Source organism: Bacteroides thetaiotaomicron VPI-5482 (genome assembly GCF_000011065.1).
In the GTDB taxonomy this organism is placed as follows: domain Bacteria; phylum Bacteroidota; class Bacteroidia; order Bacteroidales; family Bacteroidaceae; genus Bacteroides; species Bacteroides thetaiotaomicron.
Window position 1 is genome coordinate 5107858 of sequence record NC_004663.1, and the last position, 13078, is coordinate 5120935.

10 protein-coding genes are annotated in these 13078 nt (G+C 46.0%); 3 read left to right on the forward strand and 7 right to left on the reverse strand.

What is annotated here, in order from left to right:
* Positions 1-168 precede the first annotated feature (168 nt).
* The 6 genes from BT_RS19855 to recJ form a co-directional block, all read right to left on the reverse strand.
* Complete coding sequence (locus BT_RS19855) at positions 169-1230, reverse strand: bifunctional 3-deoxy-7-phosphoheptulonate synthase/chorismate mutase type II (RefSeq protein WP_008760854.1); 1062 nt, start codon at positions 1228-1230, stop codon at positions 169-171.
* 92 nt (positions 1231-1322) lie between these two features.
* Positions 1323-2504 carry a pyridoxal phosphate-dependent aminotransferase gene (locus tag BT_RS19860; protein ID WP_008760855.1) on the reverse strand — a complete coding sequence of 394 codons (1182 nt, stop codon included), beginning with the start codon at positions 2502-2504 and terminating at the stop codon, positions 1323-1325.
* The gene (locus BT_RS19865; RefSeq protein ID WP_008760856.1) at positions 2479-3327 is read right to left on the reverse strand and encodes a prephenate dehydratase; all 849 of its coding nucleotides are present in this window, start codon (positions 3325-3327) and stop codon (positions 2479-2481) included. The genes BT_RS19860 and BT_RS19865 overlap by 26 nt, the downstream gene beginning before the upstream one ends.
* A gap of 350 nt (positions 3328-3677) precedes the next feature.
* Complete coding sequence (locus BT_RS19870) at positions 3678-4640, reverse strand: tetratricopeptide repeat protein (protein WP_008764184.1); 963 nt, start codon at positions 4638-4640, stop codon at positions 3678-3680.
* A gap of 39 nt (positions 4641-4679) precedes the next feature.
* Positions 4680-6584 carry a RecQ family ATP-dependent DNA helicase gene (locus BT_RS19875; protein WP_011109026.1) on the reverse strand — a complete coding sequence of 635 codons (1905 nt, stop codon included), beginning with the start codon at positions 6582-6584 and terminating at the stop codon, positions 4680-4682.
* Complete coding sequence (recJ, locus tag BT_RS19880) at positions 6577-8295, reverse strand: single-stranded-DNA-specific exonuclease RecJ (protein ID WP_008760859.1); 1719 nt, start codon at positions 8293-8295, stop codon at positions 6577-6579. The genes BT_RS19875 and recJ overlap by 8 nt, the downstream gene beginning before the upstream one ends.
* Positions 8296-9156: 861 nt before the next feature.
* On the opposite strand from recJ, the gene BT_RS19885 reads away from it, so the two are divergent.
* A complete protein-coding gene (locus BT_RS19885; RefSeq protein ID WP_165450811.1) occupies positions 9157-10011 on the forward strand; it encodes a phosphodiester glycosidase family protein in 855 nt (284 codons plus the stop codon).
* A 189-nt stretch (positions 10012-10200) separates the two neighbouring features.
* Here the strand turns inward: BT_RS19885 and BT_RS19890 are convergent, their stop codons facing one another.
* Complete coding sequence (locus BT_RS19890; protein ID WP_011109028.1) at positions 10201-10638, reverse strand: acyl-CoA thioesterase; 438 nt, start codon at positions 10636-10638, stop codon at positions 10201-10203.
* Positions 10639-10716: 78 nt separating this feature from the next.
* Between BT_RS19890 and BT_RS19895 the strand changes: the two genes are divergently transcribed.
* Together BT_RS19895 and BT_RS19900 are read left to right on the forward strand one after the other, a co-directional pair.
* A complete protein-coding gene (locus tag BT_RS19895; protein ID WP_011109029.1) occupies positions 10717-11280 on the forward strand; it encodes an L-threonylcarbamoyladenylate synthase in 564 nt (187 codons plus the stop codon).
* On the forward strand, positions 11281-13077 hold the full coding sequence (locus tag BT_RS19900) for a chloride channel protein (protein ID WP_008760864.1): 1797 nt from the start codon (positions 11281-11283) through the stop codon (positions 13075-13077). It begins immediately after the preceding gene.
* Position 13078 lies beyond the last annotated feature (1 nt).

Below are 13078 nucleotides of genomic sequence, written 5' to 3' on the forward strand. Positions count from 1 at the left end.
GTTAATAGTATCTCACATTGGGGTGACTAAAAAGTCGATTCTATCTCTATTCTCCTCCTTCCAGAAGGAGGAGAGTTAAGATACTACCGACTTTCTAGTCGGTCTCAGTTGTGTTACTGCTGACTTATTTGTTAGTTTCCATTTGATTTTTGAGTTCTTTTGGGCTTTTTATTTATTAATAATCTCTATCTGCTGGCGGACAGACTCTTCGTGGATTGCTTCGAAGATCAGCTTCATAAAGTCTGCGCTCATACCGCATTGTTCTCCTTGCGCACCGCGCTTTTCCAGGATTTCATTGTAGCGTCCTGCTTGAAGAACGGTGATTCCGTGTTCTTTTTTGTAAGTACCGATCTCACGTGCTACGCGCATTCTCTTAGCCAGTTCCTGGATGATGTTATCGTCGCATTCGTCGATTTGCTTACGCAGTTGGCTTAGGCTTTCTGTCGTCTGGGTTTCGGTACGGATCACCAATAAGTTGAGGATGTAGTCGAGTACATCGGGCGTTACCTGTTGAGAAGCGTCGCTCCACGCACAGTCCGGATTGCAGTGACTTTCCACGATCAGACCATCGAAGTTCAGGTCCATTGCCTGCTGGCAGAGCGGGGCAACCAGTTCGCGTTTTCCTCCGATGTGACTCGGGTCACAGAAAATCGGCAGGTTAGGCAGACGGCGACGCAGTTCGATAGGAATGTGCCATTGCGGAAGGTTGCGGTATATTTTTTTGTCGTAGCTGCTGAAACCACGGTGGATAGCTCCCAAACGCTTCAAGCCTGCGTTGTGGATACGTTCCAGTGCACCGATCCACAATTCCAGGTCTGGGTTTACCGGATTTTTTACCAGCACGGGGATGTCGACCCCTTTCAATGCGTCGGCAATTTCCTGTACGGCGAAAGGATTGGCTGTGGTACGTGCGCCTACCCAAAGGATGTCGATTCCTGCTTTCAGACATTCGTAAACGTGTTTGGCAGTCGCTACTTCGGTAGAAACATACATACCTGTTTCTTTCTTCACTTCCTTCAGCCAGGCAAGTCCTTCCACACCGATTCCTTCGAAACCTCCCGGTTTGGTACGCGGTTTCCAGATACCGGCACGGTATATCTTTTGTCCTTTGGCTGCCAGTTGTTTGGCGGTTTCCATTACTTGTTCTTCAGTCTCTGCGCTACACGGGCCGGCGATAACAATCGGTCTTTTGGCTTCGATGCCCGGTAATAAAATTGATTCGAGTTCCATATTCTTATTGTTTTTATTTTATTCTTGTTCTTACTCTTTCGGGCAGGCGTTTCCTGGTCTGCCGCTGATTTACTTTTATCGGTCTTTTCTTTTTAAGAAAGCTTCTTGATTCTTTCCAATGCTTCCGCCAGTTTGGCATCCTTGCAACAAAGGGAAATACGGATAAACCTTGCTCCGTTGCTGCCAAAGATGAATCCCGGCGTGATAAATACCCTTGCCTGGTGCAATACTTTTTCGGTCAGTTCTTCTACATCCTTGCACGAAGCGGGAATCTTTCCCCAAAGGAACATACCCACCTGGTTTTCGTCGTAGGTACACCCCAGTGTTTTCATGATTTCGCCGGCCAGATGGCGACGGCCGCGATAGTTGTGGTTGTTACCTTCGTACCAGTCCGCTTCGGCTTCCAGAGCTGTGGCGGCTGCCAGTTGCATGGCACGGAACATACCGCTGTCGATATTGCTTTTTACTTTCAGTATCCATTGTACGAATTCGGCATTCGAAGCCAGCATTCCGATACGCCATCCCGGCATATTGTGGCTCTTGCTCATGGAGTTGAATTCGATGCAGCACTCTTTGGCTCCCGGTACGCTGAGAATACTGATCGGCTTTTCGTTCAGGATAAAGCTGTACGGGTTGTCATTCACGATGACGATATTCTTGCGGCGTGCGAAGTCTACCAGACGTTCGTAGAGTTCCGGAGTAGCGTTGGCTCCTGTCGGCATATTCGGATAGTTGGTCCACATTAGTTTCACGCGGTTCAGGTCCATCTTTTCCAATGCTTCGAAATCGGGCATCCAGCCGTCTTCTTCTTTCAGGTCGTAGCTGATTACTTCCGCACCGAGTATTTTACTCAGAGAAGTATAGGTGGGGTATCCCGGATTCGGCACCAGTACCTGTTCGCCCGGATTGACAAAAGCCAGCGTGACGTGAAGGATACCTTCTTTGGAACCGATCAGCGGCTGTATTTCCGTATTCGGATTCAGTTCCACTCCATACCAGCGTTGATACCAGGCTGCGAAACCTTTACGAAGTTCCGGTATGCCCACATACGGTTGGTAACCGTGTCCGTTGGGATCGTGAGCATTGTTGCACAATGTTTCGATGGTAACCTTTGAAGGAGGCATATCGGGACTTCCGATACCCAGACTGATAACGTCTTTTCCTTCTGCATTCATTTGTGCTACCTCTTTCAGCTTCTTTGAGAAGTAGTATTCGCTGACACTTGCCAGTCTTTCGGCAGGAGCGATTTTATACGTTTGACTTTCCTTCTGCATATTCGCCTAATATTTTAAGTTCTTTGGTTAATGGAGTAATTGCTGCTATAGATTGTTTATATCTCAGATAATCATTGAAAGATACATCGACGTAAAACTGATATTCCCATTCCCGTCCGATGATCGGCAGCGATTGTATCTTTGTCAGATTGATGTTGTAGAACGAAAGAATGGATAATACTTGCGACAGGCTTCCTTCTGTGTGTGGCAATGTGAATACCATGCTTGCCTTGTTGGTCGCCTTTGCGTGATGCTGGCGGAGTTCGTCCACTTGCCACGGATCGGCAACTACCAGAAAACGGGTGAAGTTGTGCTTGTTGGTTTCGATGCCTTCTTGGAGCACTTTCATTCCGTAGCGTTCTGCCGCCGTTTTCGAGCAAATGGCTGCATGCCCTTTCAGGTTTTCTTTCTTGATGATTTCCGCGCTGCGTGCCGTATCTTCTCCTTCCACTACTTTGAGTTGCGGATGCTGATTCAGAAAATCACGGCATTGCATCAGGGCGATAGGGTGGGAGTTGACTTCTGTCAGGTCTTCCCAGCTTTCTTCGGGCAGGCAGACGAAGCTATGTGAGATGCGCAGCTTGTATTCGCCGATAATCTGCGTACCGCTTTGTCTCAACAGTTCATTGTTGTGCAGCAGGCTTCCCGCTATCGTATTTTCGATGGCTAGCATTCCGATGACCTGGCTGTCTTTCCGTATCGAAGTAAACACGTCTTCGAAGTTGGCACAACAGATTAACTCTATTTCTTCTCCCTCGAAGTACTTGTGTGCGGCGATATCGTGATATGAGCCGAGTGTTCCTTGAATTGCTATCTTTTTCATTGTTCTAATAGGGTTATATAAAAAAATCCCGCGTCCATATGGAAGCGGGATTTATATGATTAATTTCTTCATCTCAGTCCTTAAGCATCATGTCACTTGATACATACAAACTCCCGCTCTACTTTCTGGCTAAAGTAAAAGTAAAAAAAGAAGTAATATGCATAAGAAAATGATTTCATACGAATCTTTGTTTCTGCTTTGGTTTCTAATTCTGGGGCAAAAGTAATAATTTTCTGTTAGATGCGAACAAAAAGCGATACTTTTTTTGTTTTCTTCTCTAAAAAAGATGAAAAGGTCACCTGATATGACAGTAATGTTTCAGTTAAAAATGAGTATATACCGCCGTCTGCCTAGAAGATTCCCGGGAGTGCTTCCGGTTTCGGTCCCAGGTTCTTGAATTCTCCGTTCAGACTAGCTTCGTCTTTTGGATTCAGCTCCAGTGACTTCTTCATGTCTTCTACGGAACCGTCTTTATCACCGTTCAGTAGTTTGGCGCGTCCGCGTTCTTTATAGGCTTCGGCGAAGTTCGGGTTCAACTCGATGGCTTCGTCAAACAGGGCGATTGCTTCCGCCAGTTTCTTCTGATTGATATAAAGCTGTCCTAGATAGAGATAGGCTTGTTCGTTGAATGGGTTTATTTCCGTTACGAACTTGTAGTCCGTTTCCGCTTCTTCTTCCTGTCCGTTGGCTTCTTTCACCTTGCCACGCAGCAGGATGGCGGTCTCTTCTTCCGGATTCTGGGCGAGTACGGCGTCTATGTCTTCCATTGTTTCCTTGTATTGCTTCATTTTCAGCAGAGCTTCCGCACGCATCAGACGGGCTTCGATGAAGTCGTCTTTCAGAGTGATGGCTTTCGTCAGATGAGCGATGGTCATGATTTCGTCATCCTGTCCTTTGCGGGCTTTTCCGAGGAGAAAGTGTGCGACTGCATTTCCCTCTTCGATGGCGATTGCTTTGCCGGCAGCCTCTTCCATTGCTTTGTAATCTTCTTGGATGTAGCAGACATTGGCCAGTGTGAGGAATGTGCTGGTCACATGAGGTTCCATTACTGCCATTTTCTCCAGAAGTTCGCGGGCTTTTTCGGTTTCTCCCATCGGGATGTAAAGTTGGCTGAGATAGCCCATCGTTTCGAAATCCTCTTCGATGGCAAGCGCCTCGGTAAAGCACTTTATGGCATAATCCGGACGTCCCATGCGTTGTGCACGCAAACCGTCATATTTGAATATCTCGAAGTTTTTCTGATCGTTTTTCTGTTTTTCACTCTCCGGAGTTTCGGACTTACCGGAGAAAAAAGACTTAAAAAAGTTCGGCATGATAGTGTTGTTTTAGAGTTTATCTGCAAATGTAATAACTTATTTTGAAATATGTAGCATTCCGTCCTGCATCTTCAGCTCGCCTTCGTCCAATAAATATCGGATTACTTGTCCGATATCCTCTTTTTCCGCCTTTATCTGATCGGCTGTTTCGGCAGGAGTGAGAGGGCTGTGGCTGAGTAAGTCGAGTATTTGCCTTTTCACTTCTTCGTAAGATTCCTCGGATAAGTTGTCGGTGGCACGCTTGCTGAGGCAGACATCGCATTGCCCGCAGTTGTGTTCGTTTTTCTCTCCGAAGTAGCGGAGAAGCATCCGGCTCCGGCATATGTTTTCGGTGGTGACGTATTCTTCCATTGCCTTGATGCGTGCTTCATAGCGGGCTTTGCGCTCTTCGTAGACGCTGGCGGGAATATGCAGGAAGCGTAATTCCAGTCGTTCGCGCGTATATATAATATAAGGTGTCTTTTTGCGGGGAATGTAGTCCACGATACGGCGTTTGGTTAACGTCACCAATATATTATAGATTTGCTGGCGTGTCAGTCCGGTGCGGACGGCAAGAGACTCTTCGCTGATGTAGGCATAATCGGTGAAAACTCCTGTGTATGAGCGAAGAATACTCTGTATCAGAGCTTCCGCCTCCTTTCCCATCTCCCGCAACTTGTATAGTTCGTCCCGACGGATGGTAAAGAGAATCCGTGATGAATTATCCTGTTCGTCCGTGTATTCCAGATAGCCTGCCTGAGTCAGTATTTTCAAGGCACTGTCTACCGGCACCGGAAAGTATTTGAACTTCCGGCAGAACTCTTCCAGATTGAATTCACGGATACATTGAAAACCGTCGCCCATCGCCATTTGGTAATAGTACTGGAGATGTTCGTAGACATTCAGAATGTACTCTTTGTCGGGGAAGGTGTCGACCACTCGTTTATGGAGTGTTGTCTTGTCCGATTTGGAGTACAGGATGACGGCATAGGCTTTCTCTCCGTCTCTTCCGGCACGTCCGGCTTCCTGAAAGTAGGCTTCGGGAGAGTCAGGCAGGTCGAGATGCAGCACGATGCGGACATCCGGCTTGTCGATACCCATGCCGAAGGCATTGGTTGCCACCATGACGCGGACTTCTCCGCTTTGCCAGCGTTTCTGCCGGAGGTCTTTGACGGCGTTATCCAGTCCGGCATGATAGAAGTCGGCGGTTATACCTTCGTTCATCAGCAGTTCAGTGATTTCTTTGGTACGGCGTCTGTTGCGGACATAGATGATGGCACTGCCTGATATTCGTTGCAGGATATATAGGAGTTCTTTCGTTTTGTTGTCGGTTTTGCGCACGATATATGCCAGATTCTTCCGTTCAAAGCTCATTCGGAAGACATTTCCTTCCCGGAATTTCAGACGGGCCTGAATATCTGTTACGACTTCCGGAGTGGCCGTAGCTGTCAGTGCCAGTACCGGAACTTCCGGCAATAGTTCCCGTATCTCTGCAATTTTCAGATATGCCGGGCGGAAGTCGTATCCCCATTGTGAGATACAGTGGCTTTCGTCTACCGTAATCATGGAGACTTTCATCGAACGCAACTTGGTGCGGAATATTTCCGTATCCAGCCGTTCCGGAGAAATATAAAGGAATTTGTAATTGCCGAAGATGCAGTTTTCGAGTGCGGTAAGTATTTCCTGCCGCGTCATGCCCGAATAGATGGCAAGAGCTTTGATTTCCCGCTTCCGCAGATTCTGCACCTGATCTTTCATCAGGGCGATAAGCGGGGTGATGACGATACAAATGCCCTCTTGGGCGAGAGCGGGCACTTGAAATGTAATAGACTTACCGCCTCCGGTAGGCATCAGTCCCAGTGTGTCTTTGCCTTCGCCGATACTGGTGATGATCTCCTCCTGCAAGTCGCGGAAGGAGTCATAACCCCAGTATTGTTTTAATATCTCCTGATACTTATTCAATCGGCTTTATATCCTCGATTTGAAGTTGGACTTCGCCACGCTTGTGCGTGTTCTCCTCGATCGTATAGCAGATGTCGAATGAACGCTTCGTCTTGATATAGCGCACATGAGAACTCTGTCCGAATGCGATGCCGTTCATGACGTTATTCGACTTGTTGTCAACCAGTTCCAGCTTGATATGTTCCTGATCGCGTCCCACTACTTTGCTGGTTCCGTAGTCATAGACGTGATGCGTACAGAAGATCGGTTTGATATTGTCCGGACCGAAAGGGTTGAATTTCTTCAGGTCATTGAAGAATTTCGATGTGATGTCTCTGAAGTCGATCTCCGCATCTATATTGATGACGGCGCTGGTTTGTTCCGGCAGAATATGTTGTGACACATATTCTTCGAATCGTCGGGTAAAGGCTTCCACATTCTCCACTTTCATGGATAACCCCGCTGCATAGGTATGTCCGCCGAAGTTCTCCAACAGGTCGCGGCAATGTTCAATCGCTTTGTACACATCAAATCCGGAGACGGAACGTGCGGAACCGGTGGCCATATCATCCGTCCGTGTGAGTACTACTGCCGGGCGGTAGTAAACTTCTGTCAGACGGGATGCTACGATGCCGATGACACCTTTGTGCCATTCCTCATTATAAAGCACGATGGAACGGCGTTCGGACAGCCCTTCCAGATTGGCCACAATATTGTTAGCTTCTTCTGTCATGCTCTTGTCGAGGTCTTTCCGGGTTTCGTTGTACTGATTGATCTGTCCCGCTTTCTCCAGTGCGGCAGAAAAGTCCTTCTCTGTGAGGAGGTCCACCGCTTCCTTACCGTTCTGGATGCGTCCCGATGCGTTGATACGTGGTCCGATTTTGAACACGATATCGCTGACGGTGATCTCCTTTTCGGAGAGTCCGCATACATCGATGATGGCTTTCATGCCGACGCTGGGGTTGCTGTTCAGTTGCTTCAGGCCGTGATAGGCGAGAATACGGTTTTCGCCCATGATCGGGACGATGTCCGATGCAATGCTCACCGCTACGAGGTCGAGCAATGGAATCAGATGATGAAATTCAATACCATTGTTGATAGCAAATGCCTGCATAAACTTAAAACCAACTCCGCAACCGGAAAGGTGGGTGTATGGATAAGTGTTGTCCAGGCGTTTGGCATTCAGGATTGCGACGGCAGGGGGGAGGATATCGTCCGGCACATGATGGTCGCAGATGATAAAGTCGATTCCCTTTTCTTTCGCATACGTTATTTCCTCCACTGCTTTGATTCCGCAGTCGAGTACGATGATTAATCCTACGCCAGTCTCTGAGGCATAGTCAACTCCTTTTTTAGAAATGCCATACCCTTCGTTGTAGCGGTCGGGTATGTAATAGTCAATGTTCGAATAGAACTGTTGAATAAACTTGTAGACCAATGCTACGGCAGTAGTACCGTCTACATCATAATCTCCATAAATCAGAATACGCTCTTTCTTTCCCATCGCCTTGTTCAGACGTTCTACTGCAATGTCCATGTCCTTCATCAGGAACGGATCGTGCAGGTCGGGCAATTGCGGGCGGAAAAACTTCTTGGCATCTCCTGCCTTCGTTATTCCCCGCTGCACCAAAAGTTGTCCAAGTATCGGGCTAATGCCTAATTCCTGGGCCAATGTCTGGCTTGTCTCTGCCTGTTCGGGTGTAATGGGTTGATAATTCCATTTGTGATTCATTTTATATATTGTTTTTTCTTTTTCTGTTCTCAGGGGTCAGAAAGGCGCTACTTTCCAACAAGGGGTAAAAGTACGAAAAAAAGCGGAAGGGTATAGTAGATATGACGAAAATATTTCAAAACCTGTGGAATTAGCTCCTTACGGGCTTGGTATTCAAATGGAGCAAATGCATACAGATTTGAATCAACCGCTGATTCGCATTAATAGCTAATAAAGCGAAAATGAAAATTAAGTCCGAAGATTATTCTCCTCATAACATCATAAGGTATTCAGTTATATGACACAAAAAGAGAAAGGTAGTATTGTAGCAATAATTCATCGATTTACCTAGAAAATAAAGAACTTTTCAAAATCAGCACCAACATCTATACGAAAGACTTTGACTAATTATGCAGTAACCTCCAATCATTTATTAATAAATTCTTTCATCGTTTATTATAAACGTCCTCCAAGTTTATTATAAACTCGGATTTCGTTATTCCTGCAATAAATATCAATATTAAGCAACAAAAAGGGCCGCAATTCCCATAAAGAATCGCAGCCCTTAGCTTGTATCAGACTATCCAACAAGCATTACCCGGAGTGGGAATGCCTGTAATCTGTTATTATATAATACTTATTATTGCTCATATTTCGTCTATATTATCAATGTTATCGAATTTACTTCCGGTTTTCACTTACAAAGATACAACATTAAAAGCGGTTTGTCAAGTCCTCCATGCTTCTTTCATACATCTGATTACAAATCACATATAAATGAATTAATTTATATCCGAATATATTAGTTATATGACGGGAGAAGTATATCTTTGTGTGATTAGTTGCTACACGAAATATGAATCCAAAACTTACAGACTGTTTATGAGAAGAAATCTTGTTGGTATCATTGTTCTAATCTTGTTGTCCGTTAGGGTAGTAAATGCACAGACTGTTGCTGACTCTATAGCAATAGTGACAGCTCCTTGGGAAGTGGTGATGGATGAAAATGGAATTGTACATAAGCGGGCTTCCATCCCTTTTCTTTATCAAGGCACTCAGTCCATTAATATATTGGAGATAAATCCGAAGACTGGCAAAAAGATCGGCATTGCCTTTACCGGACAATTGGAAAAAATAAGCCGGATTGCCCGGAAACATCAGGCCATCGGAGCCATCAACGGTTCCTATTTTGATATGACGAAAGGAAACTCCGTCTGTTTTCTGAAGGTGGGAAGTCAGGTTGTGGACACTACTTCGTTGGATGAATTGAAGTTGCGGGTGACAGGAGCAGTTTATGAGAAGAAAGGAAAAGTGAAGCTCATTCCTTGGGACAGGCAGATCGAGAAGAACTACAAGAAAAATAAAGGTTCTGTGTTAGCTTCTGGCCCGTTGATGCTGAAAGACGGGGAATACTATGACTGGAGTCAGTGCAATGCCAATTTTATAGAAACCAAACATCCGCGTAGTGCTATTTGTCTGACTGAAGAAGGAAAGATTCTGTTTGTTACTGTCGATGGGCGATCTCCGGAAAATGCTGTCGGAATCAACATTCCGGAACTGGCACATCTGCTTCATGTATTGGGTGGAAAAGATGCGCTGAATCTGGATGGAGGAGGTTCTACCGCCTTATGGCTGTCCGGTGCACCGGAAGAGGGAATTGTGAACTTTCCCTGTGATAACAGAAACTATGATCATCAAGGAGAGCGTAAAGTGGCAAACTTCCTTTATGTTCATTAAGAGAGTATTCACATGGTTGCTGTTCACTTTTGGAGAGAGGAATTATATATAATATAATGTATAAGCAAGTAATTTCTATTATATAGCGGACATGATTCAGTATAAAACTTTTCTTATCGCTCAGGTTTTGGCTCTCCGAAGTCAGGCAGCGATGAGGAATGGTCCTGGCACCGGGAAGGCTTATTTCTTTCAGTTTTTCTTCTTGCGTACGTCCTTCCCTTCGAATTTGCAGATTGCCTCTATCCAGTCTTCGGTTAGCGGCATCGACTCATGTTTTTCCAGGTCGAAAGTTACCATGATCGATTTGCAGATACATTTCACCTCTAGGGTTTCCGTGTCGATCACCCGTTGGATGAGATGAAAGCTTTTGGTTCCAATTTCAGAAACGGCGGTTTGTACGGCAATATGATCGGATGCGAAAATCTGCTTTACAAAATTGGCTTCGATATGAACGACCACTATGCCGATCTTTTCCCAGTCCACTCCCGGACATACGGAGGCGAAATATTCAGTCTTCCCCAAGTCATAGAAAGAAAAGTAGACAGTGTTGTTGACGTGACCGAATTTATCTACGTCGTTGAAGCGCAACTGGATAGGCAGTGCATGATGAAATACGATTTCTTCCATTGTTTTCCCTTAATCTTTTTTATTTCGACGCAAAAGTACTACTTTTGCGTGTTATTCTCAACAGAAATAGTTCAAGAAATGATAGAAGATATTAAAAAAGCCTGTCAGGTGATGAATGAAGGAGGTGTCATCCTTTATCCCACCGATACCGTATGGGGCATAGGCTGCGACGCTACTAACGAAGAGGCTGTACACCGGGTGTATGAGATAAAAAAACGTGCCGATAGCAAGGCTATGCTGGTACTGGTAGACTCTCCTGTGAAGGTGGATTTTTATGTACAGGATGTCCCCGATGTGGCATGGGACCTGATAGAAGTAGCCGACAAACCATTGACTATTATTTATTCCGGTGCACGGAATTTGGCCCCGAACCTGCTGGCGGAAGATGGCAGCGTGGGTATCCGGGTGACCAATGAAGAATTCTCCAGACGACTTTGTCAGCAATTTCGTAAAGCCATTGTTTCCACTTCTGCCAATATCAGCGGACAGCCGGGAGCGGCCAACTTTACTGAGATCAGCGAAGAAGTCAAGTCGGCAGTGGACTATATAGTCAGTTTCCGACAGGATGATATGAGCCGTCCCAAGCCCTCAAGTATTATAAAGTTAGATAAAGGCGGAGTGATCAAGATAATTCGTGAATAGATGAAAAGAGAGGAGAGACAGAGTTTACTACAGCGTTGCATCAAATGGCGGGAAGCTAATATTAAGGAAAAGCAGTTTATCCTGATATTGAGCTTTCTGGTCGGGATCTTCACTGCGATTGCCGCTTTATTTTTGAAGTTCCTTATTCATCAGATACAGAATTTTCTGACAAACAACTTTAATGCGACATCGGCCAACTATTTGTATTTGGTATATCCGGTGATCGGTATTTTCCTGGCGGGATGGTTTGTGCGTAATATCGTGAAGGATGACATCAGTCATGGTGTTACCAAGATCCTGTATGCGATTTCGCGTCGTCAGGGACGTATCAAACGACATAATATCTGGTCGTCTACAATTGCCAGTGCCATCACGATCGGCTTCGGTGGATCGGTTGGAGCGGAGGCACCGATTGTGTTGACGGGTTCGGCCATCGGCTCCAATCTGGGAAGTGTTTTCAAGATGGAACACCGCACGTTGATGCTGCTCGTCGGCTGTGGCGCGGCAGGGGCGATTGCGGGAATCTTTAAGGCCCCGATTGCCGGACTGGTATTTACGCTGGAAGTGCTGATGATCGACCTTACGATGTCTTCTCTGCTTCCTTTGCTGATTTCCGCCGTGACTGCGGCAACTGTTTCCTATATCACAACCGGAACGGAGGCTATGTTCAAGTTCAACCTCGACCAGGCTTTCGAACTGGAACGTATCCCTTACGTGATCTTGCTGGGAATCTTCTGCGGACTGATTTCTCTCTACTTCACACGGGCGATGAACTCCATAGAAGGGGTATTCGGAAAACTCAAGAACCCTTATCAGAAACTTGCTTTTGGCGGTGTGATGCTGAGTGTGCTGATTTTCCTTTTTCCTCCGCTCTACGGTGAAGGCTATGATACAATCGAACTTCTGCTGAACGGAACTTCGGCAGCGGAATGGGACACGGTTATGAACAACTCTATGTTCTACGGCTATGGTAATCTGTTGCAGGTTTATCTGATGCTGATTATCTTGCTGAAAGTGTTTGCTTCCAGTGCGACGAACGGTGGCGGCGGGTGTGGTGGTATTTTCGCTCCTTCGCTTTATCTGGGGTGTATTGCCGGATTCGTGTTTTCTCATTTCAGCAATGACTTTGCCTTTTCCGCCTATCTGCCCGAAAAGAATTTCGCCTTGATGGGAATGGCGGGTGTTATGAGTGGGGTTATGCACGCTCCGTTGACAGGAGTGTTCCTGATAGCCGAGCTGACTGGAGGTTACGATTTGTTCCTGCCGTTGATGATTGTGTCTGTCAGTTCTTATTTAACGATTATAGCTTTCGAGCCTCATAGTATTTACTCCATGCGTCTTGCCAAGCGCGGTCAACTCCTCACACATCATAAGGATAAGGCAGTGCTGACCTTGATGAAGATGGAGAATGTGGTGGAGAAAGATTTTGTAGCCGTGCATCCGGAAATGGACTTGGGAGAGTTGGTAAAAGCCATTGCCGCTTCCCACCGTAATATGTTTCCGGTGACGGATAAAAAGACCGGCGAATTGTTGGGAATTGTCCTGCTCGACGATATCCGCAACATCATGTTCCGGCAAGAACTTTATCACCGTTTTACTGTTAATAAATTAATGACATCTGCTCCTGCCAAGATATTCGATACGGATGGAATGGAACAAGTGATGCAGACGTTTGATGATACCAAAGCATGGAATCTGCCGGTAGTGGACGAAGAAGGACGATATCAGGGATTTGTCTCCAAATCAAAGATATTTAACTCATACCGCCAAGTACTGGTACATTTTTCTGAAGATTGAT

Excerpts from the sequence above, each read along its gene's own strand:
- BT_RS19855 (WP_008760854.1), bottom strand. The coding sequence starts at position 1,230 with ATGGAACTCGAATCAATTTTATTACCGGGCATCGAAGCCAAAAGACCG.
- BT_RS19860 (WP_008760855.1), bottom strand. The coding sequence starts at position 2,504 with ATGCAGAAGGAAAGTCAAACGTATAAAATCGCTCCTGCCGAAAGACTG.
- BT_RS19865 (WP_008760856.1), bottom strand. The coding sequence starts at position 3,327 with ATGAAAAAGATAGCAATTCAAGGAACACTCGGCTCATATCACGATATC.
- BT_RS19870 (WP_008764184.1), bottom strand. The coding sequence starts at position 4,640 with ATGCCGAACTTTTTTAAGTCTTTTTTCTCCGGTAAGTCCGAAACTCCG.
- recJ (WP_008760859.1), bottom strand. The coding sequence starts at position 8,295 with ATGAATCACAAATGGAATTATCAACCCATTACACCCGAACAGGCAGAG.
- BT_RS19885 (WP_165450811.1), top strand. The coding sequence starts at position 9,157 with ATGAGAAGAAATCTTGTTGGTATCATTGTTCTAATCTTGTTGTCCGTT.
- BT_RS19890 (WP_011109028.1), bottom strand. The coding sequence starts at position 10,638 with ATGGAAGAAATCGTATTTCATCATGCACTGCCTATCCAGTTGCGCTTC.
- BT_RS19895 (WP_011109029.1), top strand. The coding sequence starts at position 10,717 with ATGATAGAAGATATTAAAAAAGCCTGTCAGGTGATGAATGAAGGAGGT.
- BT_RS19900 (WP_008760864.1), top strand. The coding sequence starts at position 11,281 with ATGAAAAGAGAGGAGAGACAGAGTTTACTACAGCGTTGCATCAAATGG.